Annotated in this window: 19 protein-coding genes, 1 tRNA gene and 2 rRNA genes (1 of these 22 only partly in view); 9 read left to right on the forward strand and 13 right to left on the reverse strand. The window is 66.4% G+C overall.

The features are described 5' to 3' along the window. Together AC0WR5_RS01030 and rrf are read left to right on the forward strand one after the other, a co-directional pair. A 23S ribosomal RNA gene (locus AC0WR5_RS01030) occupies positions 1–2,524 on the forward strand; it begins 304 nt to the left of the window's first position. Positions 2,525–2,635: 111 nt separating this feature from the next. After that, positions 2,636–2,750: ribosomal RNA gene (gene rrf, locus AC0WR5_RS01035) — 5S ribosomal RNA — on the forward strand. 476 nt (positions 2,751–3,226) lie between these two features. Here rrf and AC0WR5_RS01040 read toward each other — a convergent pair. The 7 genes from AC0WR5_RS01040 to AC0WR5_RS01070 form a co-directional block, all read right to left on the reverse strand. Continuing rightward, positions 3,227–3,303: transfer RNA gene (locus AC0WR5_RS01040), tRNA-Met, on the reverse strand. Positions 3,304–3,454: 151 nt separating this feature from the next. After that, positions 3,455–3,796, reverse strand: a complete 342-nt coding sequence (locus AC0WR5_RS01045; RefSeq protein WP_475866156.1) for a 5-carboxymethyl-2-hydroxymuconate Delta-isomerase — start codon at positions 3,794–3,796, stop codon at positions 3,455–3,457. Between the two features lies 1 nt (position 3,797). Further along, a complete protein-coding gene (locus AC0WR5_RS01050) occupies positions 3,798–5,258 on the reverse strand; it encodes a glutamine synthetase family protein (protein WP_475866158.1) in 1,461 nt (486 codons plus the stop codon). 122 nt (positions 5,259–5,380) lie between these two features. Next, positions 5,381–6,709 (reverse strand): Rieske 2Fe-2S domain-containing protein, encoded by a 1,329-nt coding sequence (locus tag AC0WR5_RS01055; RefSeq protein WP_475866160.1) that lies wholly within the window; start codon positions 6,707–6,709, stop codon positions 5,381–5,383. A gap of 195 nt (positions 6,710–6,904) precedes the next feature. Next, complete coding sequence (locus AC0WR5_RS01060) at positions 6,905–8,224, reverse strand: TRAP transporter large permease (RefSeq protein WP_475866162.1); 1,320 nt, start codon at positions 8,222–8,224, stop codon at positions 6,905–6,907. Next, positions 8,224–8,739 (reverse strand): TRAP transporter small permease, encoded by a 516-nt coding sequence (locus tag AC0WR5_RS01065; protein WP_475866164.1) that lies wholly within the window; start codon positions 8,737–8,739, stop codon positions 8,224–8,226. Before AC0WR5_RS01065 ends, AC0WR5_RS01060 begins: the two co-directional genes overlap by 1 nt. 76 nt (positions 8,740–8,815) lie before the next feature. Next, on the reverse strand, positions 8,816–9,838 hold the full coding sequence (locus tag AC0WR5_RS01070) for a TRAP transporter substrate-binding protein (RefSeq protein WP_475866165.1): 1,023 nt from the start codon (positions 9,836–9,838) through the stop codon (positions 8,816–8,818). A 230-nt stretch (positions 9,839–10,068) separates the two neighbouring features. Between AC0WR5_RS01070 and AC0WR5_RS01075 the strand changes: the two genes are divergently transcribed. From AC0WR5_RS01075 to AC0WR5_RS01090, 4 genes are read left to right on the forward strand one after another with little or no spacing between them, the layout of a single operon-like run. Beyond that, positions 10,069–10,833, forward strand: coding sequence for an IclR family transcriptional regulator (locus tag AC0WR5_RS01075; protein WP_475866166.1), 765 nt, complete (start codon positions 10,069–10,071; stop codon positions 10,831–10,833). Between the two features lie 42 nt (positions 10,834–10,875). After that, on the forward strand, positions 10,876–11,451 hold the full coding sequence (locus AC0WR5_RS01080; RefSeq protein ID WP_475866168.1) for an ureidoglycolate lyase: 576 nt from the start codon (positions 10,876–10,878) through the stop codon (positions 11,449–11,451). Then, complete coding sequence (locus tag AC0WR5_RS01085) at positions 11,448–13,196, forward strand: hydantoinase/oxoprolinase N-terminal domain-containing protein (RefSeq protein WP_475866170.1); 1,749 nt, start codon at positions 11,448–11,450, stop codon at positions 13,194–13,196. The genes AC0WR5_RS01080 and AC0WR5_RS01085 overlap by 4 nt, the downstream gene beginning before the upstream one ends. Continuing rightward, positions 13,193–14,758, forward strand: a complete 1,566-nt coding sequence (locus AC0WR5_RS01090) for a hydantoinase B/oxoprolinase family protein (protein ID WP_475866171.1) — start codon at positions 13,193–13,195, stop codon at positions 14,756–14,758. Before AC0WR5_RS01085 ends, AC0WR5_RS01090 begins: the two co-directional genes overlap by 4 nt. 73 nt (positions 14,759–14,831) lie before the next feature. Here the strand turns inward: AC0WR5_RS01090 and AC0WR5_RS01095 are convergent, their stop codons facing one another. The 4 genes from AC0WR5_RS01095 to AC0WR5_RS01110 all read right to left on the reverse strand — a co-directional run bounded on the left by AC0WR5_RS01095 (position 14,832) and on the right by AC0WR5_RS01110 (position 19,403). Next, positions 14,832–16,355, reverse strand: a complete 1,524-nt coding sequence (locus AC0WR5_RS01095) for a tripartite tricarboxylate transporter permease (RefSeq protein ID WP_475866173.1) — start codon at positions 16,353–16,355, stop codon at positions 14,832–14,834. After that, the gene (locus AC0WR5_RS01100) at positions 16,355–16,810 is read right to left on the reverse strand and encodes a tripartite tricarboxylate transporter TctB family protein (protein WP_475866174.1); all 456 of its coding nucleotides are present in this window, start codon (positions 16,808–16,810) and stop codon (positions 16,355–16,357) included. The genes AC0WR5_RS01095 and AC0WR5_RS01100 overlap by 1 nt, the downstream gene beginning before the upstream one ends. 177 nt (positions 16,811–16,987) lie before the next feature. After that, entirely contained in the window at positions 16,988–17,986 is a 999-nt protein-coding gene (locus AC0WR5_RS01105; protein ID WP_475866176.1) for a Bug family tripartite tricarboxylate transporter substrate binding protein, read from the reverse strand. Positions 17,987–18,134: 148 nt separating this feature from the next. Then, positions 18,135–19,403: an NAD(P)/FAD-dependent oxidoreductase gene (locus tag AC0WR5_RS01110; RefSeq protein ID WP_475866178.1), complete on the reverse strand. Its 1,269-nt coding sequence runs from the start codon at positions 19,401–19,403 to the stop codon at positions 18,135–18,137. A gap of 98 nt (positions 19,404–19,501) precedes the next feature. Between AC0WR5_RS01110 and AC0WR5_RS01115 the strand changes: the two genes are divergently transcribed. The 3 genes from AC0WR5_RS01115 to selD are packed head-to-tail and all read left to right on the forward strand — an operon-like array spanning position 19,502 to position 22,624. Next, positions 19,502–20,455: a LysR family transcriptional regulator gene (locus AC0WR5_RS01115; protein ID WP_475866179.1), complete on the forward strand. Its 954-nt coding sequence runs from the start codon at positions 19,502–19,504 to the stop codon at positions 20,453–20,455. A 47-nt stretch (positions 20,456–20,502) separates the two neighbouring features. Beyond that, positions 20,503–21,576: a tRNA 2-selenouridine(34) synthase MnmH gene (gene mnmH, locus AC0WR5_RS01120; protein ID WP_475866180.1), complete on the forward strand. Its 1,074-nt coding sequence runs from the start codon at positions 20,503–20,505 to the stop codon at positions 21,574–21,576. Beyond that, positions 21,569–22,624: a selenide, water dikinase SelD gene (selD, locus tag AC0WR5_RS01125; protein ID WP_475866182.1), complete on the forward strand. Its 1,056-nt coding sequence runs from the start codon at positions 21,569–21,571 to the stop codon at positions 22,622–22,624. The genes mnmH and selD overlap by 8 nt, the downstream gene beginning before the upstream one ends. A 294-nt stretch (positions 22,625–22,918) precedes the next feature. Here selD and AC0WR5_RS01130 read toward each other — a convergent pair whose 3' ends face one another. Further along, a complete protein-coding gene (locus tag AC0WR5_RS01130) occupies positions 22,919–24,577 on the reverse strand; it encodes an ABC transporter ATP-binding protein (protein ID WP_475866184.1) in 1,659 nt (552 codons plus the stop codon). Beyond that, complete coding sequence (locus AC0WR5_RS01135; RefSeq protein WP_475866185.1) at positions 24,574–25,416, reverse strand: metallophosphoesterase family protein; 843 nt, start codon at positions 25,414–25,416, stop codon at positions 24,574–24,576. Before AC0WR5_RS01135 ends, AC0WR5_RS01130 begins: the two co-directional genes overlap by 4 nt. Positions 25,417–25,458 lie beyond the last annotated feature (42 nt).

The following is a 25,458-nucleotide window of genomic DNA, read 5'->3' on the forward strand; positions in this document are numbered from 1 at the left end:
GCCGAGCCTTGAGTGTGAATAGAATGGTCTGGAAAGGCCAACCATAGTGGGTGACAGTCCCGTATATGAAGCATGACAGGACGTATTAAGTAGGGCGGGACACGTGAAATCCTGTCTGAAGATCGGGGGACCACCCTCGAAGGCTAAGTACTCCTTACTGACCGATAGCGAACCAGTACCGTGAGGGAAAGGTGAAAAGCACCCCGACGAGGGGAGTGAAACAGTACCTGAAACCGAACGCCTACAATCAGTTGGAGGGCCCTTGCGGCCTGACAGCGTACCTTTTGTATAATGGGTCATCGACTTGGTCTCACGAGCAAGCTTAAGCCGATAGGTGTAGGCGCAGCGAAAGCGAGTCTTAATAGGGCGTCGAGTTCGTGGGATCAGACCCGAAACCGAGTGATCTAGGCATGACCAGGATGAAGGTAAGGTAACACTTACTGGAGGTCCGAACCCACACCTGTTGAAAAAGGTCGGGATGAGTTGTGCCTAGGGGTGAAAGGCCAATCAAACTCGGAGATAGCTGGTTCTCCGCGAAATCTATTTAGGTAGAGCGTCATCCGAATACCCCGGGGGGTAGAGCACTGGATGGGTAATGGGGCCCCACAGGCTTACTGATCCTAACCAAACTCCGAATACCCGGGAGTACTAGATGGCAGACACACTGCGGATGCTAACGTCCGTAGTGGAGAGGGAAACAACCCTGACCTCCAGCTAAGGCCCCCAATTCATGGCTAAGTGGGAAAGCAGGTGGGATGTCCAAAACAACCAGGAGGTTGGCTTAGAAGCAGCCATCCTTTAAAGATAGCGTAACAGCTCACTGGTCTAATCAAGACGTCCTGCGGCGAAGATGTAACGGGGCTCAAGCCATGAGCCGAAGCTGAGGATATGCATAGCATATGGTAGCGGAGCGTAGTGTGACATAGCTCCATGCGTCCTTACCTTCTTCGGAAGGATTGGACGCAAGGAGCTTTCTGTGAAGCCGGGGCGTGAGCCATCCGGTGGAGAGATCACTAGCGAGAATGATGACATGAGTAGCGACAAAGAGTGTGAGAGACACTCTCGCCGAAAGTCCAAGGGTTCCTGCTTAAAGCTAATCTGAGCAGGGTAAGCCGACCCCTAAGGCGAGGCCGAAAGGCGTAGTCGATGGGAATCAGGTTAATATTCCTGAGCCAGTAGGACGTGACGGATCTCGAAGGTTGTTCACCCTTATCGGATTGGGTGGGCCGCTTAGAGGTTCCTGGAAATAGCCCTACATGAGATCGTACCCTAAACCGACACAGGTGGACTGGTAGAGAATACCAAGGCGCTTGAGAGAACGATGTTGAAGGAACTCGGCAAAATACCTCCGTAAGTTCGCGAGAAGGAGGCCCGGTTCCAAGGCAACTTGGAGCCGGGGGCACAAACCAGGGGGTGGCGACTGTTTACTAAAAACACAGGGCTCTGCGAAGTCGCAAGACGACGTATAGGGTCTGACGCCTGCCCGGTGCCTGAAGGTTAAAAGGAGGGGTGCAAGCTCCGAATTGAAGCCCAGGTAAACGGCGGCCGTAACTATAACGGTCCTAAGGTAGCGAAATTCCTTGTCGGGTAAGTTCCGACCTGCACGAATGGCGTAACGACTTCCCCGCTGTCTCCAACATCGACTCAGCGAAATTGAATTGCCTGTCAAGATGCAGGCTTCCCGCGGTTAGACGGAAAGACCCCGTGCACCTTTACTACAGCTTCACACTGGCATTAGGCCGAACATGTGCAGGATAGGTGGTAGACTTCGAAGCAGGGACGCCAGTTCCTGTGGAGTCTCCCTTGAGATACCACCCTTGTTCTGCTTGATGTCTAACCGCGCACCGTTATCCGGTGCCGGGACCCTGTGTGGCGGGTAGTTTGACTGGGGCGGTCGCCTCCTAAAGCGTAACGGAGGCGCGCGAAGGTTGGCTCAGAGCGGTCGGAAATCGCTCGTTGAGTGCAATGGCAGAAGCCAGCCTGACTGCGAGACTGACAAGTCGAGCAGAGTCGAAAGACGGCCATAGTGATCCGGTGGTCCCGAGTGGAAGGGCCATCGCTCAACGGATAAAAGGTACGCCGGGGATAACAGGCTGATACTGCCCAAGAGTCCATATCGACGGCAGTGTTTGGCACCTCGATGTCGGCTCATCTCATCCTGGGGCTGGAGCAGGTCCCAAGGGTACGGCTGTTCGCCGTTTAAAGAGGTACGTGAGCTGGGTTTAGAACGTCGTGAGACAGTTCGGTCCCTATCTGCCGTGGGTGTAGGATACTTGAGAGGAGTTGCCCCTAGTACGAGAGGACCGGGGTGAACGAACCACTGGTGGACCAGTTGTCGTGCCAACGGCAGTGCTGGGTAGCTATGTTCGGACAGGATAACCGCTGAAGGCATCTAAGCGGGAAGCCCCCCTCAAAACAAGGTATCCCTGAGGGCCGTGGTAGACCACCACGTCGATAGGCCGGAGATGTAAGTGCAGCAATGCATTCAGTTGACCGGTACTAATGGCCCGATAGGCTTGATTTGATCCAGTAGTAGACAGAAATCTCCTACCAAATCAAAAGCATACACACATAACAGTGTATCAACTAAATCATGGACAACATGATCGGTATCTCTCGTCGGATTTTTACTCGGTCTGGTGGTCATAGCACGAGCAAAACACCTGGTCCCATCCCGAACCCAGCCGTTAAGTGCCGTCGCGCTGATGGTACTGCGTCTCAAGACGTGGGAGAGTAAGTCGCCGCCAGACCTAGTAAAAATCCGACAACGATGACAAATAATAAAAACCCCGCAGCCAAATTGGTCGCGGGGTTTTTTGTTGTCTGCAAATCGCCAAAACACACGACACGACACGCCCGAAACCGACCAGGCCGCCCCTGGATGTGCAGTTTTGCAACCCTCTGATATCACCGGAAACCAACGTCGGTATCACGTCGGTATTGCGGCGGTATAACGTCGGTCCGAACCCCGATGCAGCATCAACGCACAGACCCGGCATAAACGCACAGACATAACAAGTCTCCGCACACCGCCAGCGCCCATAAGCCGACGCCACCCTTCCCCCGGCCCCGCAAAAGCGAAACTCCGCATCCCGCAAATCTGCCCGCAACCAGCGAGAAGGCCACGCGGAAAGATCCCAGGCAGTGCGGAGAGCCGGGATGCGAAACAGGTCCGGTTCCGGGACGTGCCCGGCCGATGGGAAAATGGCTGATCTGTCTGGAAGATTGGTTGCGGGGGTAGGATTTGAACCTACGACCTTCAGGTTATGAGCCTGACGAGCTACCGGGCTGCTCCACCCCGCGACAATCGCCCTTTCGGGCGGTCCGTCCACCTACCGCGCCCGCCGCGCAGGTGCAAGGCGATAGCGACACTTTTCTGCCCCACCGCCGCCTTTTCATCTTTCCGGAAAATACGCCCACCGGAGCCATCGCGGCCAGGGGCCGCGATTTCCTGTCACGCCAGCGACTTCTTGTAGGCCTCGGGGTTCATGTCGCGCACATCGGCGCTGATCGCCTCGATCTGCGGACAGAGCGCCCGCAACCGTCCCGTCAACTCGGTCGCCAGTGCCAGCTTGGCCGCATCCTTGCGCCCTGCGAGAAGCGAGATCGTCACGTGGATGAAGCTGCGCCGGCCATCGCCGAAGAGGATCGCCTCGGCGGGCAGCAGGCGCACCTTGATGTCCTCGCGCTGCATGATGCCGCTCTCGGCACCACAGGCCAGCGCCGTTTGCAGTACCGCCTGGCGATCGAAGGCCGCGGGGTTTTCGGTGAAATACTCGATGATGAAATGGGGCATCTCAGAAGATCCCGAAGTATTCGCGCTGTTCCCATTCCGAGACGGTCGAGAGATAGCGTTTCCACTCCGCCCGCTTCATCACCGACATGTAGTCGACGAAATCCTGCCCCAGGGTCGCGGCGTAGAGGCTGCCTTCCTCGAAGCTTTCGATGGCGGCGATCAGGCTGGGCGGCAGGGCGCGGGCGTCGGTGTTGTAGGGCGTCTCGACCGGGGCGGGGGCGCTGAGCCCGGCCTCTAGGCCGGCGGCGCCCGACAGGATCTGCGAGGCGAAGTAGAAATAGGGGTTGGCGGCCGGCTCGGCCACGCGGTTCTCGATCCGGCTGGCGCCGTCGCCGGCCCGCATCAGCGCACGGATCATCGCACCGCGGTTGTCCTCGCCCCATTCGATGCGGTCGGGCGCGAGCTGGAAGGGCTGATAGCGCTTGTAACCGTTGACCGTGGGTGTCGTCAGCAGGCAGCTCTCGGCGGCATGGGTCAGCAGGCCGGCGATCCAGGCGCTGGCCTCTCGCGGCAGCACGCCCTCGGCCTGCGGAATGAAGACATTGCGCCCCTCGGCATCGCAGAGCGACTGGTGCAGGTGCCAGCCGGAGGAGGCGCTGTTGGCCACCTGCGGACGGCACATGAAGGTGGCGTGCAGCCCGTCGCGGGCACAGACCTCCTTCACCATGGTGCGGAACATGATCATGTTGTCGGCATGGGTCAGGGGATCGGCGGGCTCGAAGGTGAATTCGAACTGCGAGGGGCCCATCTCGACCTCGGTCGAGCGCACCGGCAGGCCGAGGGCCTCGGCGTTGCGGCGCAGCTTGTCCATCACCGGCTCCAGCCGGTCATAGGTGTTCTCGGCCAGGTACTGATAGCCCTGGTCGAGCAGGCGGGTTTGCGGCGCCGCACCGGGCATGCCGGTCTCGTGGTGCTCCAGCGCCTGTTCGACCCGCTCGAAGACGTGGAATTCCACCTCGAGGCCCACGGTCAGGCTGTAGCCAAGGCCCGAGAGCCGGTCGATGGCGCGGCGCAGGACCGGGCGCGGCGCGAACATCAGCGGGCTGCCGTCGCTGGCCACCGGATCGCAGAAGATCCAGGCCGAATGCGGCGAATGGGGCAGCACCCGGAAGGTGGCGGGATCGGGCACCAGCATCATGTCGCGGGCACCGGCCATGTTGGCCATCAGCCCCGGGGTGACGCCATCCCAGATCGGAAAGACGGTGCGGTTCGAGGTGTCCTTCAACAGCAGCGTGCCGGGCAGGTTCAGCCCCGAGCGAAAGACCGATTCCAGCGATTTCGCGGTCACCGTCTTGCCGCGCAGCAGGCCGTGCTGATCGGCAAAGACCACGCGCACCGTCTCGATCTCCTCGCCTTGCAGCCGGGTCAGCAGGGCCGCGGCCTGTTCGGCGGCATCGGGGCTGAGCAATCCTTCGCGGGCGAGCCGGCCGCTGTTGATGCGATCGAGGTATTCGGATGTCATTTCGCTTGGTCCTTTGGGTCTTTGTCGGGGTCATCATGGCGACCGGGGAGCGACAAAGGAATCTGGCATTCAACGTAAAACGGCGGACCCGGGGGCCCGCCGATGATGTGGTGTTCCGTGGATCAGGCCTTTTCGGCCTTGATCATGGCGTCCCAGCTGCAGTTCGAGCGGCGGGCCAGATCCTCGGTGTGATAGGCCTTGTCGACATCGCCGTCGCCGGCGATCGCATCGATCGAGATCGGCCCGTGGATATGGCCGAGGCTGCCGCCCTGCATCGGCAGCTCACTCTCGCGCCCTTCGTTCACCGCGGCAATGGCGGCGCGCAGCATCCGGCGATAGCGGATGATGGCGGCGTCGGATTTGCCCAGATGTTCGTCGGTCCGGTCCTGGATGGCGCCCATGCTCTCCACCGCCCACTGGTCGTGCACGTTGATGTCCATGCCCATGCCCGTGTAGGTCTCGGTTTCCTGCTCCTCAGGGTTGTAGCCATAGTTGTTGGCCTTGTTCTTCTTCGGCGCATAGGAGGGCAGGTGGTGCTCCTTGATGCGCTGCTCGCGCATCTTCACCTTGTCCACCGGGTTGTTGAAGCTGGTGAAGACCGAGTACCAGTAGCAGTTCTCGTCATCGATCGGCACGTGCCACTGGGTGATCGTCATCTCGCGCGACATCGGGATGCAGATCGCCTCGGGGAAGATCTGGTTGGTGATGCGCACGTGGATGCGGCCATCCTCCATGTGGCGCAGGGCGGTGATTTTCAGGCCGAAGTCGGTTTCATCGGCGGTGACGTCGGGCCGCGGGTAGTCGCGCAGCAGCTTGGTCATCGGGATCTCGGTATCCGCGGCGGTGTCGCGGAACTGCTTGCCATAGCTGTCCTTGGGGTCCTCGTCCTGCAGGAAGCGGTGCAGGAAGGAGGCGTGCGCGGGGTCGATGCCCACTTCCATGGCCTGCAGCCAGTTGCATTCCCACAGGCCCTTGAAGGCGAAGACGTGGTCATCGGGGGCGCGGAAACAGTCGAAGTCGGGGAAATCGGGGGCCTCGCCGGGGCCCATGTAGGCCCAGACGATGCCGGCCTTTTCGACGACGGGATAGGAGCGCGCGCGGATCTTCTCGTGCATGCGCGAGCCCTCGGGCTCGGCGGGCTGTTCCACGCACTGGCCGTCGCGGTTGAAGTGCCAGCCGTGGAAGGGGCAGCGCAACCCGTTGTCCTCGAGTCGGCCAAAGCACATGTCGGCGCCGCGGTGCGGGCAGTGGCGCTGGATCAGGCCCAGCTTGTTGTCCTCGTCGCGGAACAGCACCAGATCCTCGCCGAGCAGGCGGACGGGCACCACGGGGCGTTTCTGGTTCAGTTCCTCGGCCAGCGCGGCGGGCTGCCAGTAATAGCGCAGGACCTTGCCGGCGTCGTTGTCGGGGCCGACACGCGTCAGGCTGTCGTTCAGGCTTTGGCTCATCATGGGGCGGGATCTCCTCTGGCGGATCGGGCTGCACTGGCATCGGCTCTGCCGACTTTGGTGTATTATCGCCCAAGTGGTGAAATAAAGAAATGACCGTGATGCCCCTTTGGCCGCTTTTGGGCCCGTCTGCAGCCCGGCCGGGCCACGAACGCCCATTTCGGGATCAGTTCCGGGGCGGGGCGAGGGGGCCGGGCGCTAGAGGCGCCCGGTGAGCAGCAGGGAAATCGCCGGGAAGGCCAGCAGGATGCCCAGCCGCACCAGGTCGGTGACGACGAAGGGAATCACCCCGGTCATGATCTTGCCCAGCGGCGTGGCGGGCGAGGCGCTTTTCACCATGAAGAGGTTCATGCCCACCGGCGGGGTGATCAGGCCCAGCTCCACCGTCACCACGGCGATGACGCCGAACCAGATCGGATCGAAGCCATTGGCCTCGATCACCGGAAAGAAGATCGGCACCGTCAGCAGGATCATCGCCAGGCTCTCCATGAAACAGCCCAGCACCACGTAGAAGATCAGGATGCCGGCCATCACCTGCCAGGGCGCAAAGCCGTTGTCGGTGAGGAAACTGACCAGCGCATAGGAAAGCTGGGAGGTGGAGAGCACGAAGCCGAAGACCTCGGCGCCGATCAGGATCAGGAAGATCGTGCCGGTGGTCACGATCGTCTCGGCAAAGGCGGCGATCAGCTCCTGCCGCGGGATGCGGCGGACAAGGGCAAAGATCAGCGCAAGGGCCGCGCCCACGCCGCCGGCCTCGGTGGGGGTGAAGAAATTGCCGTAGAGCCCGCCCATCACCAGGCCGAAGAGCACCAGCGAGGGCGCAAAGAGGCGCAGGGTCTCGAAGCGGCGGGCGGGGGACTGCTCGACCTCCTCTTTCCCGGCCCCGGTTTCGATCAGCGCGGGATCGGGGCGCCAGATGCGCGCCATGATCAGGATGGTGATCATGTAGAGCACATAGGCCAGCACGCCCGGCAGGATGCCGGCCAGGAACATCGTGCCCACCGATTGCTCGGTGATCAGCGCATAGAGCATGAGCGCGATCGACGGCGGGATCAGGATGCCCAGGGTGCCGCCCGCGGCGAGCGAGCCGGTGGCAAGGCGCAGGTCATAGCCATGGGCGCGCATTTCCGGCAGGGCCACGCGCGTCATCGTCGAGGCGGTGGCGAGGGAGGAGCCCGAGACGGTGGAGAAGATCGCGCTGGCCGTCACGCCGGCGGCGGCGAGGCCCCCGGCCCAGCCGCGCGTCAGCATCTGAGAGCCGCGGAACAGGTCGGCGGCCACGCCCGAGCGCGAGATCAGGTTGCCCATCAGCAGGAACAGCGGGATCAGCGTGTAGGAATAATTTGTGACGGTCTCGAAGCTGGCGGTTTTCAGCACGCTGAGCGCCGGGGCCAGGCCGATGATGGCGGCAAAGCCGGCGAAGCCCACGGTGATCATGGCCAGCCCGATCGGGCAGCCCAGCAGGACGATCACGAAAAGAACGGCGATCGAGGTATAGCCGACGAGGAGGGGCGTCATCAGGAAAGCTCCGCGTGCTGGCCGGCATGGATCAGCGCCTCACGCAGGGCGACGACGGCGAGGGCCAGGGATTCGAGGGTATAGAGGCCGTAGATCAGGAACATCGGCAGGCGCAGGTCCTGGGTTTCCTCGCCGCGGCCGAAGGTGGCGAGCGTCTCTTGCCAGAAGAGCCAGGCGAGGGTCAGGGCAAAGGCCAGGATGCCGATGTACCAGAGGCGCGAGATCACGTTCTGCACCGGTTTCGGAAAGCGCCCGGTCACGATGTCGACCGCGATCATGCCGCTCTTCATCGAGGCGGCCAGCGCGGCGAGCGCGATGACGCCCAGCAGGTAGGAGGCCTGTTCGATGGCGCCCGGGATCATCAGGTTCAGGGCGGTGTCGGTGGCATCGAAGACGATGCGCGCGGCGACATTGAAGGCGACCGTGAACAACAGGTAGGCCAGCGCGGCCGAGGCCAGCAGGAGGCAGGCGGTCTCGACCCGGTCGGCCAGGCGGCAAAGGGCTCTGGTTGGCATGAGGCTGTCCGAAAGCTTGGGGGAGGGGGCGGACCGTCAGGGCCCGCCCCGTCAGGTTAGATCGGGTCAGGTCTGGTCAGCTGGGGTTCAGCTCGGACTTGCATTCCGCGACATAGCCCTTGACCGCCTCGTAGGTCTCGGTGCCGGGCAGGCCCTCGGCGTCGAGCTCGGCGATATAGTCTGCAGAGGCCTTCTGGGCCACGGCGTCCCACTTGGCGCGCTCTTCCGGATCGAGCTCGATCACGGTGGAGGTTTCGCGCAGGCGGGCGAGGGTCTCGGCGCCGGCATCGTCATAGCCCTGGCCGGCGGTCACGGCCCATTTCATGCCGGTGTTGTCGTCGATGGCTTTCTTTGCCTCCGGCGAGAGGGCCTCGTACTTGGCCTTGTTCATCGTGGCGACGAAGGCCAGCGCGTAGAAGCCGAAGAGCGTGTGGTAATCGGTCAGCTCGTCGAGGCGGAAGCTGTCGACGCTCTCCCAGGGCAGCATGTAGCCGTCGATGGCGCCGCGCTGAAGGGATTCATAGGTGTTGGGGGCGGGCATGCCCACCGGCTCGGCGCCCAGTTCCGTCAGCAGGTTGCCCACCACGGTGGTGGGGCGGCGCAGCTTCAGGCCCTTGAGGTCCTCGAGCGTGCGCACCGGCGTGTCGGCGGTGTGCAGGTGCCCCGGATCATGGGTGTGCACGAAGATCACGTGGGTGTCCTCGTATTCCTCGTCGAGCGCGCCGCTGTCATAGAGTTTCTGGAAGGCGCAGGAGCCCACGGCCCCGGTCTCGAAGAGGCCCGGCAGCTCCATGATCTGGCTGAGCGGGAAGCGCCCGGCGGTATAGCCCTGCACGGTCCAGGCGATGTCGGCGATGCCGTTCACGGCGTTGTCGTAGCCCGCGGCTGCCTTGCCCAGGGTCTGGGCGGGAAAGACCTGGACGTCGATGACGCCGTCCCCGGCCTCTGCCTCGACGGCGGCGGCCCAGTCATCAAAGATCTTCTGGTCCTGCCAGCTGTTGGCGGACATGAAATGTGCGAAGCGCACGGTGTCCTTGGCCTGGAGCGGCGCGGCCAGGCCGAGCGCCATTGCGCCCGTGAGGGCGATCGTTTTCAACATGCTATCCAGTCTCCCTGTTGCGGATGGCTGAGGTGAAGCGAGACGCACAGTTTCTTTTTGTTTCATTTGTGCGATAATGCATCAAACCGTGCACGGAGTTGTGAACGGGTCAATGGATTCCCCGCGGCACTCTTCCCTTGCCCCGGGAAAAATGTATCGACTGCTCACATTCTGAACGTCGCTCATATTCTGAACATGGATTGCGACAGCCGCAAAGGACGAGGCCGCAGGTGCAGACAGAGATCCCGACGAAGGACATTTCGCTGACCTTTCTGAAGGGGATGACCGTTTTCCGGGCCTTCGATGAAGACCACAACAGCCTGACCCTGGCCGAGATCGCCCGCCGCACCGGGATCGAGCGCGCCGTGGTGCGCCGCCTGGTGCTGACGCTGGTGCACATGGGATATGTGCGCAAGGACGAGAACCGCTATTCCCTGACGCCGCATGTGCTGGTGCTGGGTGGCGGCTTCCTGCGCGGCAACCAGTTCGGGCGGCTGGTGCAGCCGCTCCTCGAAATGTGCGGGCGCGAGCTCGGCTACAGCGTCGGCCTGGCCATGCGCGACGGCAATGCCGCGGTCTACGTGGCGCAGAGCGCGCAGCAGAACACCCGGTATACCCTGGGGTTCACTGTCGGCAGCCGCCTGCCGCTGCTCAGTACCGCCATGGGGCGGATGCTGCTGGCCTGGGGCGAGGCGGACTGGGCCGAGGACATGCTGGAGAGCGCCCCCCTGGAGCGGTTCACCGCCGAGACCGAGATGGACCGCGACCGGATCGCGGCGCTGGTGGCCGAGATCCGCGACAGCGGCGTGAGCATCGTGAACGGCGAGTTCGAGGCCGGCGCCACGGGCATCTCCGTGCCCATCGGGCGGATGGGCGCGAGCCAGGCGGCGCTCGGCCTCTCCGAGCCGCCGAGCGAACTGCCGCCCGAGCGCCACGCCGCCGTCACCGAGGTGCTGCAGCGCTATGCCGGCCAGATCGCGGGCGTGCTGCACTAGGCGCCATACGGATACGAATTGAGCAAGACCCAGGACCAGACAATGACAGATATCCCCGCCGGCCGCAGGATCGTGGCACAGCCCCTCACGCCCGAGGCCTTCGCTCCCTTCGGCCACGTGGCGCGGCCCGGCCTTGGCGACGTGAAGCAGATCCGCGGCGGCGCCGTGCGCCTGTCGAAGAGCGACACCGCCTTTGACCATCAGCCGGTCTCGCCCGATGGCAAACTGGATTTCTACGAGGTGCCGCCCGAGGTCGGCATGCTCGAGGCGCGGGTGATCGAGCGGCACATCTTCTCGTCGCAGATGTTCAGCCCGATGAACGCGTCCCGCTGGCTGGTCGTGGTCTGGCCCGAGGGGCCGCAGGGCGCGCCGCTGGCCTTCGTGGCCGGCCCGCTCGACGTGGTGACCTATGCGCCGGGCCTCTGGCATCACGGCATCGCGGCGCTGGACCGGCCCACCTGTTTCTCCTCCTTCATGTGGAAGAAGGGCGACCCGGCGATCGACACCGAGTTCCTCACCCTCGATGCGCCCTGGGGGGTGACATGGCCTGATTCGGGGCCTGATTTGGGGCCTGATTTGGGGCCTGATGCGGAGCCAGAAGCGGAGCCCATGGCATGACCCGCCTTGCCGTCGACTTCGGTGCCCGTTTCGCCGATTTCTCGGCCTGGGACGACACCGGCCTGCGCCTGCTGAAACGCCCCGTGACCGGCGACCTGACCGGTGACCTGATGGCGGGCCTCGCCGATATGGGCCTCACCGCCGGCGCCCTGAGCGAGCTGCGCCTGGTGACCACCGCGCCGCTCAATGCCCTGCTGGCCCGCGCGCCCCAGCCAGTGGCGCTGATCACCACCCGTGGCTTTGCCGATACCCTGCGGCTCGGCCGTCAGAACCGCGCTGCGCTCTATGATCCGGTGGCGAAATCCCCGGCGCCGGCCTTCCTCGTCGGCCCGTCGGACATTCAAGAGGTCGGCGGGCGGCTTGCCGCGAATGGCGACGAACTGGCCCCCCTCGACCCCGCCGATATCGACGCCGCCATTGCCGCCCTGCGTGCCCGGGGCATCCGCTCGGTCGCGCTCTGCCTGCTCTTTGCCCATGTGAACCCGGCCCACGAACTGGCGCTGGCCGGGGCGCTGCGTGCGGCGCTGCCGGGCCTCTCGATCAGCCTCTCGCATGTGGTCGATCCGGCGCCGCGCGAATACGAGCGCACCGTCTCGGTGCTGACCGATGCCTGGCTTGCCGCCTGCATGGATGGCGCCCTTGCCAAATTGCGCGAGACCCTCGCGGGCGACGGTTTCACCGGAGAGCTGCTCTGGGGCGATGGCCGTGGCGTGCTGGTGCCGGACGCTGCCGTATCGGCCCACCGGGCGATCCTGCTCTCCGGGGCGCCGGCCGCCGCCGCCCGTGCCGCCGCCGGTCTCACGGAGGAGACAGTGATCGCGGCCGACATCGGCTCGCTCTCTGCCGATATCACCCGCGCCCGCGCCGGCCAGCCGGGCATGGCCGAGGCCGGGCTGCTGGCCGGCGTGCCCCTGCGCGAGGCCTGCACCGATATCGACAGCATCGCGCTTGGCGGGTTGCGCCGGGTGCAGCCGGGCGCCCGTGGCCTGACCTTTGATGCGACCGACGCGCAGGCGCCGCGCCTCGACGATGCGCTTGCCGCGCTGGGGCGCATTCCGGACGGTGCCGAATGGACAAGTGATCTCGCCCCCGAACAGGTCGTCTCTGCCGCCGCCGACCGCATGGCCTATGCGCTCACCCGCTATGCCACCCGCCGCAACATCGACCCGAGCCGCGCGACGCTTGCCGTGATGGGCGGCAGCGGCGCGCTGCTCGCTGCCGATATCGCCGCCGCCATGGACCTGCCCCGGGTGCTGCTGCCGCGCGCACCGGGGGCCGCGGGCGCCCTGGGCCTGATGCAGGCGCCCCGCCGCAGCGAGGCCACGGCCCGCGTCGACAGGGCCCTGCCCGAGGTGACGGCAGAGGCGCTCGGCGCGCTGCTCGACGGGCTCGAGGCCGAAACCCGGGGCGAGGCCGCGCCGGTCTATACGCTGTCGCTGGCCGCGCGCCCGCAGATGCATGCGATGCAGATGGTGCTGACCTCGCGCCCGGAGAGCGGCGCCGGGATTGCCGCGGCCTTTGCCCGCGATTTCCGCGCCGAGTTCGGCATCGCGCCGCCGGGGCCGGGGCATCTCTTTTCCCTGACGGTGCACCGCGATGCCCTGACGCCGGTGCCCGCCATGGCCGCTGCCGCGCCCGATACCGCCGGGCTGATCGCCACCGAGGCCGGCGCGATCTGGTGCCCCGAGGGCTGGGCCCTCGGCGTCACCGATCACGCCTATGTGCTGGAAAGGAGCGCGTCATGAACGATCCCCTCTCGATTCTGCAACTGCGCCTCGACGGGCTGGCCGAGGGCATGCAGCAGACCCTGCTGCGCGTTGCCGTCTCGCCCGTGGTGCGCGAGGGGGCCGATGCCTCCTGTGCGCTCTTTACCGCGCGCGGCGAGCTGCTGGCGTTGGCCGAGGCGATCCCGCTGCTGCTGGGCGCGCTGCCCGGCGCGGTGGGGGCGATCCTGCGCGCCTATCCCGCAGAGGAGATGGTGGCGGGCGATATCTTCGTCACAAATGATCCCTTTTCGGGCGGCACGCATCTGCCCGATATTGCCGTGGTTCAGCCGGTGTTCGAGGGTGACACGCTGATCGCCATGACGGCGAGCCTGCTGCACCATCAGGACATCGGCGGCACGCGGCCCGGCTCGGTTCCGCCCGATGCCACCGAGATCTATCACGAGGGGCTGCGCATCCCGCCGATGCGGGCCGGATCCGCCGGCGGCTTCAGCGCCGAGTTCGAGCGGCTGGTGCGCTTTGCCTCGCGCGCGCCCGACGTGGTGATGGGCGATCTGGAAACCCAGCTTGCCGCCGGGCGCAGCGCCGCCCACGGGCTGCGCCGCATCGCGCAGGACCTGGAGCCCTCGCATTTCCTGCACTCGGTCGAGACGCTGCTGGACCGCGCCGAGGAGGAAACCGCCGAGCGCCTGCGCGCCCTGCCGGCGGGCCCTTTCCGCGGCATGGATGCGCTCGACCCGGTGGCCGAGCTGGGCCCCTGCGAGGCCCATGTGGCCATCGCCCTGGAGGAAGGCCGGCTGATCGCCGATTTCGACGGCTCCTCGCCCCAGGTGAAGGCGCCGGTGAACTGCGTGCGCTCCGGCCCGCTCTCGGCGGTCTTCTATGGGCTGCTGACGCTGGTGGGCGATACCGCGCTGCGCAACGGCGGCATCCTGCGCCGGATCGAGCTGCGCCTGCCCGAGGCGAGCGTGGTCAACGCCAGCCTGCCGGCGGCGGTGAACGCGCGGATGAACATGGTGCGCTGCATCACCTCGGCGGTGCTGCAGGCGCTGGCCGAGGCGGATGCCGAGCGCATGCCCGCGGCCAATTCCGGCATGTCCTATGTCATCGCCTTTTCCGGCACGGATGACGCGGGCCAGCCCTTCCTGTCCACCGAGATCGTGGCGGGCGGCGCCGGGGGCGGGCCCCATGCGGATGGCGCGCCGGGCATTTCCACCGATGTGGGCAATGCGATGAACATCTCGGCCGAGTCGCTGGAATCGCTGGTGCCGATGCGCCTGCTCTCGGCCGGGTGCCGGCCGGGCAGCGGCGGGGCGGGACGGTATCGCGGCGGCGACGGGGTGCGGCGCGTCTACGAGGCGCTGACCGACGGCGTGGCGGCCTCGATCCGGGGCGAGCGTTTCGCCCGGGTGGCCAAGGGCGCGCGGGGCGGCGGCTCGCCGGTGGGCTCGGCGGCCAGGGTCATCCGCAGGGACGGAGAGCGCATCGAATTGACCGCGCGCTCTGCGGTGACGCTCGACCGGGGCGACATCCTGGTGATCGAAAGCTCGGGCGGGGCGGGATACGGCACGCCAGAGACCTGAACATTTTGGGCCTGAACTGAAAAGGCCCGCGGCGTGAACCGCGGGCCCCCCCTCAGCGAGGACGTGACGGGGATCAATCGTCGTCCTCGCTGAAAACCGGCGCCCTTTTCGACAGCCGTGCCCTCAGCCCCGGCAGGAAGACCGAGGCGATGAAGAGCAGGCTGAGCCCCATGAAGATCGCGCTGATCGGGCTTTCGAAGAACACCATCAGGTCGCCCTTCGACAAGAGCATCGCGCGGCGGAAGTTCTCCTCCAGCATCGGGCCGAGGATGAAGCCGAGCAGCACCGGCGTGGCCGGAAACCCGGTGCGCCGCATCAGGTAGCCCAGCACGCCGAAGCCCAGCACCACGAAGATGTCGAAGACGTTGTTGTCGGCGGAATAGACGCCCAGGCAGATGAAGATCAGCACGCAGGGATAGAGCAGCCGGTAGGGCACGCTCAGCAGCTTCACCCACCAGCCGATCAGCGGGATGTTCAGCACCAGCAGCAGCAGGTTGCCGACCCAGAAGCTCATGATCAGCCCCCAGAACATCTGCGGCTGCTCGTTGATCAGGTTCGGGCCCGGGGTGATGCCGTGCAGGATCATCGCGCCCATCAGCACCGCCACCACCGCATCGCCCGGAATCCCGAGGCTGAGGGTGGGGATGAAGGCGGCCTGAACGCTGGCATTGTTGGCGGCCTCGGGGGCCGAGATCCCCTCCAGCGCGCCCTTGCCGAAGCGCTCGGGCGTCTTCGACAGACGTTTCTCGGTGGCATAGGCCATCAGCGAGGCGATGCCCGGCCCGGTGCCGGGCAGGGCGCCCACGAAGCTGCCGATGCCGGCGCCGCGCAGGGTGGGCCAGGTGATCGTCTTCCACTCGGCGCGCGTGGGCAGCATGTCGCGGAAGCGGATCTTGCCCACGTCCTGCATCACGCCGGCGGGCTGGCCGATATTGGCGATGATCTCGGCCACGCCGAACAGGCCCATGGCCAGCGCCACCACGGAGAACCCGTCGGCCAGCTCGAACATCCCGAAGGTGAAGCGGAACTGCCCGGTGTTCACATCCGTGCCCACCATGCCGAGCGCCAGGCCGAAGACCACCATGGCCAGCGCCTTGAAGGGCGAGCCGAGCGTCATCGTCGAGGCCGCGACGAGGCCCAGGAGGATCACCGAGAAATATTCCGCCGCGCCGAATTCCAGCGCGAATTGCGCGATCACCGGGGCAAAGCCCATCACCAGGATGATGGCGATGGTCGAGCCGACAAAACTGTTGATCGCGGTCACGAAGATGGCCAGCGGCGCCTTGCCCTGTTTCGCCAGCGGATAGCCGTCGAGGCAGGTGATCGCGGCGGTGGCGGTGCCGGGCAGGTTCAGCAGGATCGAGGCGGTCGAGCCGCCGTATTGCGCGCCATAGAAGATGCCCGCCAGCATGATCAGCGCATCGGTGGGATCGAGGTAATAGGTCAGCGGCAGCGCCAGCGAGATCGCGGCCAGCGCCCCGATGCCGGGCAGCACGCCCACGAAGGTGCCGACCGAGACGCCGATGAAGCAGTACATCAGCGCGTGCCAGGTAAAGGCGGTTTGCAGCCCGATTTCAATTCCGTGCATCAGGTCCATCAGCTTGCTCCGAAGGCGCTGATGGGCAGGCCGAGCCCGAGGATGAAGATCAGCGTGCCGAAGACCGACATGAACAGCGCCACCAGCAGCAGCGCGCGCCAGTTCGGCCCCGGCTCGGCCAGGGCGGTGATGCCGATCAGCAGGCAGGAGGCGGGGATGTAGCCCAGGCGTTCGACCGTCAGGGCAAAGATCAGAACGCCGGCACAGGTGCAGATCACCGCGCGCCAGGCAAAGGGCTCCATCTGCGGCAGCGGCGTGCCGCGGGCGGCCCAGGTTTCATAGAGCACGCCGAGGCCCAGAAGCGACAGGGTGACGGCGATGACGATCGGGAAGAAGCCCGGCCCCGGGCGCAGCAGCGTACCCAGCGGATAGCTGGCAGCAACCAGGGCGATGGCGATCCCGGCCAGCACCACGACGGCGCCGGGCAGGTAGGGGATCAGGGGATGTTTCTGCAAGGGAGCGGTCCGGTTCGGTGGTGTGGAGGGCGGAAGGCTGAAAGCTCAGGCCGGCTCCGGGGCGGGGTCCCGGAGCCGGGGAGCCCCCGGCCGCCGCCTGCATCAACTGCCGTCTGTCGGGACGAAGCCGGTGAAATGCGAGCGGGGGCGGGGGCTGTCTCTGCGGCTGGCGCCGGCTCAGTTCTTCAGGCCGGCCGCGTCCACAACCTCGGTCCATTTCGCCACTTCGTCGGCGATGAACGTCTTGGAGGCGCCCGGGTCCATGCCCTCCACCAGGAAGCCGCGCTCGCGGAAGAGCGTCTGCAGGTCCTCGGTGGTCAGCGCGTCGCTGACGGCGCCATAGAGCGTGTCGAGCACGTCCTCGGGGGTGCCGGCGGGGGCAAAGAGGCCCTGCCAGGAGAAGGCGGCATAGCCGGGCAGGCCGGCGTCGGCGATGGTCGGCACGCCCTTCAGCAGGAAGTGTTCCTGGGTGCCGGTCACGCCCAGCGGCCGCAGGTCGCCCGAGTTGATGTATTCCGAGGTCACCAGGATATCGCCGAACATGGCGTCGATCCGGCCGCCCAGCAGGTCCTGCAGGGCCGCGGCGCTGCCCTTGTAGGGCACATGCACCAGCTTGGTGCCGCTCTTCAGCGCAAAGAGCTCTCCGGCCATGTGCATCGAGGTGCCGACGCCCGGCGTGCCATGGGTGAAGGTGTCGGGGTTTTCCTTGGCATATGTGATGACATCCTCGACCGACTTGAAATCGCTGTCGGCCTTCACCACCAGAACCAGCGGCGAGGAGATCACGATGCTGACCGGGTCGAAATCGGTCACCGGATCATAGGGCAGGTCGTCGCGCAGGGCGGCGCTGATCGCGTTCGATCCGGTCACGCCCATCAGCAGGGTATAGCCGTCGGGATCGGATTTCGCGACGTAGTTGGCGCCCACGGTGCCGCCGGCGCCGCCGCGGTTTTCCACCACCACGGGCTGGCCCAGGCTGGCCTGCATGCTCTCGCCGATCTTGCGCGCCAGCAGGTCGGTCGAGCCGCCCGGCGGGAAGGGCACGACGATGGTGATCGGCTTGTCGGGAAAGGTGCCCTCTGCCAGGGCGGCGGGGGCGCTGCTCAGGCTGGCGGCTGCGGCGACGGCCAGGCCGGCGAGGCCGGAGAGGAACGTGCGCTTGGGAAGCTTGCTCATTTGGGGTCTCCATACTGTTGGTCAGGTGGCCCTTGACGGGCCTTCTTGTCGGATGTGCCCGTTTGCCGGGCCTCTGGTCTTGGGGCCCCCTGTGGCGGGGGCCCTTTTCGTCATCGACGCTCCCGCGAGAGAGGCCGGAGGGCCGCGCTCAGGCGGCCTGTTGTCGGGCCCGTCCGGCCCGGGTGAACCGGTCGGGAGCAAAGGGTGTCAGGTCGATCTCCGGCGCGCGGCCGCCGATCAGGTTGGCCAGCTCGCGGCCGGTGGTGGCGCCGCCGCACATGCCCACGTGGCCGTGGCCAAAGCCCAGCCAGGCATTCTCGACGCCCGGCGCCTGGCCGATCACCGGCATGGAATCCGGCATGCAGGGCCTGTGGCCCATCCAGACGTCGTGCGGATCGGCGTTCATCGTCGGAAACATCTTGCGGCCGACGTTCAGCAGCGCCTCGGCGCGGGCATAGTTCGGTGCGGCCTTCAGGCCCGCCAGCTCGACCGTGCCGGCCAGGCGCAGGCCCATCGACATCGGGTTGCACATGATGTTCTGCTCCACCGCCATGACGTTGCGGCTGAGGCTGATGCCCGGCTCGTGCACCGTCACGTGATAGCCGCGCTGGCTCTCCAGCGGCACCTTCGTGCCGAGTTCGCGGCTCAGCACGCCGGACCATGCGCCCGCGGCCACCACCACGCCGTCCACGGCAACCTCGCCCGCGGTATCGGTGATCACCGCATCGACGCGGCCACCGCTGCGACGAAATCCGGTGACCCGCGCGCGCAGGTGGGTGGCGCCATCGGCCAGCGCCTGGCCATAGATCGCCTTGACCAGCGCCGAGGGATCCGGGGTCGATCCGTTCTCGGGGGCGAACTGTCCAAAGCCGAAGGAGCCGCGCAGGTCGGGCTCGATCTCGAAGAGCGCCTCGCCCTCCAGCTCCTGCATCTCGACGCCCAGGCTGCGGCGCAGATTGGCGCCCCATGCCCATTTTTGCGCCATTTCCCGGGTGGAATAGACATAGAGGCAGCCGTTCTGCCGCATCAGCGACATCGCCCCCGCCCGCTGCAGCAGGGGCGTATAGGCATCGAAGACCGGCACCAGCAGGTCGCGCATGGCCGTGGCGATTCGCGTTACCTCGCGCTCGTTGGCATGTCGCAGGAACTGCATCAGCCAGGGCAGCACGGTGGGAATGTAATGGCTGCGGATCACCAGCGGCCCATCCGGATCAAGCAGCCATTTCGGCACCTTTTTCCACATGCCCGGCATCGCCACCGGCAGCACGGCAGTGGGCGACAGCGACCCGGCATTGCCAAAGGAACAGGCCTCGCCGGCCTCCTTCGGGTCGATGAAGGTCACCCTGTGCCCGTCCCGCATCAGCCACCCCGCGGTGGCCGCGCCGACGATGCCCGTGCCGATAATTCCGATATGCATTCCCGTCCCGGTCTTCTGATTGTTCGTTCCGGGGAATTGTTCCGGGCGCCGGGAAATAATACAAATGAAATGAATTTAATAATCCATAAGGTTTCCTGATGTCCGTATCCCTCCGTCAGCTTAGGGCCTTCCGCGCGGTGGCCGATGCGGCCAGTTTCACCGGCGCGGCCGAGGCGCTGGGCCTGACGCAATCCGCCGTCTCGATGCTGATCCGGCAGTTCGAGACCGAGCTGCGCGTCACCCTCTTCGAGCGCACCGGACGGGGCGCGCAGCTGACCGAGTTCGGCAGCCAGATCCGGCCCACGGTGCTGCGGGTGCTGGAGGATCTCGACAACATCACCGACGCCGCCGCCGACCTGCGCTCGCTGCAGCGCGGCCACCTGCGCCTGGCGGTGCCGCAGATGTTGGGTTGCTGCTGGCTGCCGCCGGTGCTGGGCACCTTCCGGGCGCTCTATCCCGATGTCGAGGTCTCCATCGTCGAGGCCGCCGGCGATACCGTGGCCGACAGCGTGGCCGAGGGCGAGGCCGAGATCGGCATCGGGCCCGAGCGGCACCTGCCCACCGGGGTGGCGGCCGAACCGCTCTGGGAGGTGCCGATGCAGCTCGTCGCGCGGCAGGGGGCGGCGCTGGCCCGGCCGGCCCGGAGTGCCAATGGCGCCAAAGCAGGTCAGCCCGACATGGGACAGGTCGACATGGGACAGGTCGAGCGGGCCCGCTGGATCACCTATTCGAACGAGTTCAGCGAGGTGCTGCACCGCTCGCTGCTGGGCCATGGCACCGCCCTGCGGGCCGGCGACATGCGCGTGCAGGGCATGATGAGCGCCCTCGCCATCATCGGGCACGAGGATTACGTGACCGTCGCCCCGGCCTATGCGGCGATCTTCGCGCCGGTCTTCGGCATCGTCTTCCTGCCCTTCGAGGGGGCCGCCAGCCGCCGCCGATTCCTGCAGTACACCCGCGCCCGCCACGACCTGTCGCCGGCCGCGCGGGCCTTTGCGGCGATGGCGGCGGACAGCCCGCCCGCGGAATTGCCCGCCACTCCTCCCGTCTGAGGTGCAAGGGACTTCCCGCACACCCGGCAATCGGCTATCCCGATGACATGCCCGTCACGCTCACGTCCCTCTCCGATCTGCTCGCCCCCGGCTACGACGACATCATCGATGTCCGCGCCCCCTCGGAATTCGCCGAGGATCACATCCCCGGCGCGATCTCGCTGCCCGTGCTCGATGACGAGGAACGCGCCCGCGTCGGCACGATCTACAAGCAGGTCTCGCCCTTCGACGCGCGCAAACTCGGCGCCGCGCTGGTCTCGAGGAACGCCGCGCGCCACCTCGAGGGGCCGCTGGCCGACCGGCCCGGCGCCTGGCGCCCGCTGGTCTACTGCTGGCGCGGCGGTCAGCGCTCGGGCTCCTTTGCCACCATCCTGCGGATGATCGGCTGGCGGGTCGAGACGGTCGAGGGCGGCTACAAGGCCTTCCGCCACCTGGTGGTGCGGGCGCTCTACGACGATCCCTTTCCGGCCCCGGTGGTGCTGCTCGACGGCAATACCGGCTCGGCCAAGACCGAGCTGCTGAACATGCTGCCGGCGCTCGGGCTTCAGGTGCTCGACCTCGAGGGGCTTGCCAATCACCGCGGCTCGCTCTTCGGCGCGCTGGGCGATCAGCCGCGGCAGCGCGGCTTCGAGACGGCGCTTGCCATGCAGGTCGCCCGCCTCGACCCCACCCGCCCGGTGGTGATCGAGGCCGAGAGCGCCAAGGTCGGCGACCTGCGGGTGCCGCCCGCGCTCTGGGCGGCGATGCGCGCCGCACCCCGGATCGAGATCCGCGCCCCGCTCGACGAGCGCGCGGCCTACCTGACCCGCGCCTATGCCGACATGTCGGATGACCCGGCGCGCCTGGCCGCCACCATCGAGGCGCTGCGCCCCTACCATTCCGCCGAACAGATCGAGACCTGGCAGGCGCTGGCCGGCGCAGGGGATTTCACGCCCCTCGCCCGCAGCCTGATGGAGCTGCGCTATGATCCCGGCTACACTCGACACCGCAAGCGCATGGATCCGGTCACGATCCTGCCGCTCGAAACCGACAGCCTGCGTCCCGAGGCCCTGCCGGGCCTGGCGGAACGGCTGGCCGGTATGATCGCACAGCGGCCCCTTCAGGAGGTTTCTAATGGATGACGTCGTAACTCCCGCCGAACCGCGCCTCACCTCGCTCAGCCATGGCGGCGGCTGTGGCTGCAAGATCGCGCCGGGCGTGCTCTCGGGCCTCCTGCGCGGCACAAGGGCCCTGCCGGTACCCGAGGAGCTTCTGGTGGGCATCGCCAGTTCGGACGACGCGGCGGTCTATCAGCTCGGCCCGGATCAGGCGATCGTGGCCACCACGGATTTCTTCATGCCCATCGTCGATGATCCGGTGGATTTCGGCCGCATCGCGGCCACCAATGCCATCTCGGATGTCTATGCCATGGGCGCCCGGCCGCTCTTTGCCCTTGCCGTGGTGGGCATGCCGATCAACACGATCTCCGAGGACACCATCGCCGGCATCCTCGAGGGCGGCGCGGGCGCCTGCCGCGATGCGGGCATCCCCATCGCCGGCGGCCATACCATCGACTCGGTCGAGCCGATCTACGGCCTGGTTGCGGTGGGCCTCGTCCATCCCGATCACCTCAAGCGCAACGACACGGCCCGGGCGGGCGACGTGCTGATCCTGGGCAAGCCGCTGGGCGTGGGCATCTATTCCGCCGCGCTGAAGAAACAGGCGCTGGACGCGGCGGCCTATGCCCGGATGATCGACACGATGACGCGGCTCAACACGCCGGGGCCGGATCTCGCCCGGATCGAGGGCGTGCATGCGGTGACGGATGTGACGGGTTTCGGCCTCGCCGGCCATGCGCTGGAAATGGCGCGTGGCTCAGGGCTTCGGGCGCAGATCGACTGGTCCGCGGTACCGCTCCTCGAGGGCGTGCGCGCCCTGGCCGAGGCCGGCAACATCACCGGCGCCTCCGGCCGCAACTGGGCCAGCTATGGCGAAGGCATCACCCTTGGCGACGGGCTGGACGCGCTCGACCGGGCGCTGGTCTGCGATCCCCAGACCTCGGGCGGGCTGCTGGTCTCCTGCTCGGAGGCAGCGGCGCCGGAGGTGCTGGCCTGTTTCGCCCGTCACGGTTTTGCCGCGGCCACGCAGATCGGTGGCATGGAGCCCGGCGAGGGGGTCTGCTTCGGCTGAGCCCCCGACGGCGACCCGGGGCGACAGGTCGGAAGGATGAGGGGGCTTTGCCCCCGTCGCTGCGCGACTCCCCCAGGATATTTGGAAACAGGGAAACAGGGGAGGTAAAGCCCTGTTTCCCCGTTCCACAATATCCCCGCCGGAGGCTTCGGGGCGCGCCTGCGCGGCCCGAATTTTCCCGATTTCGCACCGACGCAATACCGACGCGATACCGACGTAATACCGACGTTGGAATCCGGCCTTTTCAGGCACTTATTCATATTCAGTTTTCGCGATTCCAACGTGGTTTTCCGCTCAGGCCGAGGGGGCGAATTCCCGCACCTGATAGGGCTGCCGGGCCGCCTGGTTCGGGATCTGCGGAACCGCCGCGAGCAGCTCTTTCGTATAGGGATGCTGGGGGCGCGCGAGCACCTCGTTGGTTGGGCCGGTCTCCACGATCTCGCCGTCCTTCATCACTGCGATCCGGTGGCTGACGCGCTCCACCACGGCGATGTCATGGCTGATGAAGAGGAAGGATACGCCGTCATCCTGTTGAATTTGCGCCATAAGTTCGGTGATCCGGCGCGCGTTCGAGACATCCAGCGCCGAGACCGCCTCGTCGGCGACGATGATCCCGGGCCGGACCGAGAGCGCCCGGGCGATGCAGATGCGCTGACGCTGCCCCCCCGAGAACTGATGCGGATAGCGATCGGAGCAATCGGCGGGCAGGCCGACCCGCTCCAGCAACGATTCCGCCAACGGCTTGCGCTCTTTTTGTGACACGATCCCAGCAAGATAGGCAGGTTCGGTCACCACGTCACGGATCGCCATGCGCGGGTTCAGCGAGGCATAGGGATCCTGGAAGACCATTTGCACCTGGCGCCGCCAGGGCTTCATCCGGTCGTTCGAAAGCCCCGTGATATCGCTGCCGCCGAGCAGGATCTGCCCTTCGGATGCCGGCACGAGCCGCATGATCATGCGTGCGAGTGTGGACTTTCCGCAGCCGGATTCCCCAACCAGGCCAAGGGTTTCGCCCTGGCCGAGCGAGAGCGAAACCTGCCGTACCGCCATGACCGGCGCCTTGCGGGAGATCAGCCCTCCGCCCGGGTAGATTGCCGAGAGGCGGTCGACGCGCAGCACTTCGGCGGGCGCCCGCAGGGGGTGGGGGGCGCCTGCGCCGAGGTGCGGCGTCGCTTCCATCAGGGCGCGGGTATAGGCCTGTTGCGGGGCGGCGAAGAGGCGCGCGGTCAGCCCCTCCTCGACCTTCTCGCCCTGCTGCAGGACCAGAGTGCGATCGGCGATATTCGACACGATTCCAAGGTCATGGGTGATGAAGAGGACGGCCATGCCCATCTCGTCCTGCAGCTCTCGGATCAGCCCGAGGATGCCGGCCTGGGTGGTGACGTCGAGCGCGGTGGTGGGCTCGTCCGCGATCAGCAGTTCCGGCTCGCAGACCAGCGCCATGGCGATCATCACCCGCTGGCGCAGCCCGCCGGAAAGCTCGTGCGGATACTGCCGCAGGCGCCGGGCGGGCTCGGGGATGCGGACCCGCTCCAGCGCCTCGCGGGCGGCCTCTTCGGCGGCGGCGCCGCGCAGGCCCCGGTGCAGTTTCAACGTCTCCAGCATCTGGTCCCCGATGCGCATCACCGGGTTGAGCGAGGTCATCGGTTCCTGGAACACCATGGCGATCCGGTCGCCGCGCAAGCGGCGGAGCGCGCCCTGGGGCAGGGTGGCGAGGTCGATGGGATCGTGCGTGCCGAAGAGCATGCGTCCGCCCGCGATGCGACCGCCTTCGCGCTCGATCAGGCGCAGGATCGACAGCGCCGTCGCGGATTTCCCTGAGCCGGATTCTCCAACCAGGGCAAGGGTTTCGCCTCGGTGGATGTCGAAGGACAGCCCGCGCACGGCCTCTGTCTCGCCAAAGGTGATGCACAGGTCGCGGACCGAAAGGAGGGGCGTTTCTAGGCCGATCATTCCCGTACCTCCGCGCGCGGCAGGACCATCGGCGGCGTCCATTTACGGGTACCGGGACGTACGCGAGCCTCGAAGGGATCATCGCCGAAAACCTGCCAGTGGATGTCCTCGCCCAGGGTGAGCATGCCCCAGGCGCGGGCGGGTTCCCCTTCGGTGGTGAAGCTCTCGGTCAGGCTCTGCTGGGTCATGTGAGGGACTGCGCCGACGGTGGTCAGCGTGTTCCAGTGGACGTGGCCCGCGATGCAGGCCAGCGGCACCCGCGCCAGTGCCAGGACGTCGCGCACCCGGGCGTGCTGGGGATAGCGCGACAGGCCGGGGCGGCATTCGAAATAGTAGTTGCCGATCTGGGAAAGTCCCGAAACCGGCACGTGGCTGGCAATCAGCGTGGGCTTTTCGGCGGCCTGCACCATGCGCGACAACCAGAGCAGGTCGGTCTCTGGCAGGTCAAAGCCGGGCTGCGGCCGGTCGCGGTGGATTTTCGCATCGGCACGCCAGAGGGCGAGCTGCCAGGGGCCGAGGTCGATCACCTCGTGCCCGAGGGTGGCGCCGAGGATCTGCTCGTTCTGGGCAACGGAGAGGTGATCGCGGTCGTGGTTGCCGCAGACCTGATGCAGGGGCGCGGCGAGCCCGGAAAGGGCGGCCTGCACCTCGCGCTCCAGCCGGGCGTCGGTCTCGGCGTCGATGTCGGAGATGCGGTCGCCCAGGTCGAGCACCAGATCGGGCGCCTCGGCATTGGCCCAGGCGGTGAAATCCGCCAGCAATTCCAGCGCGGTATCGCCACGCTTGGTGAGCGAGGGGGCGCCGTGGTGAATATCGGTGACAATGGCGATCCGGGTCATCTGGACACTCCGAAAACAGGGGGGAGGGGCCGGCCGGGAGAT

The sequence above is a fragment of the Pseudooceanicola sp. DL12 genome (assembly GCF_056270665.1).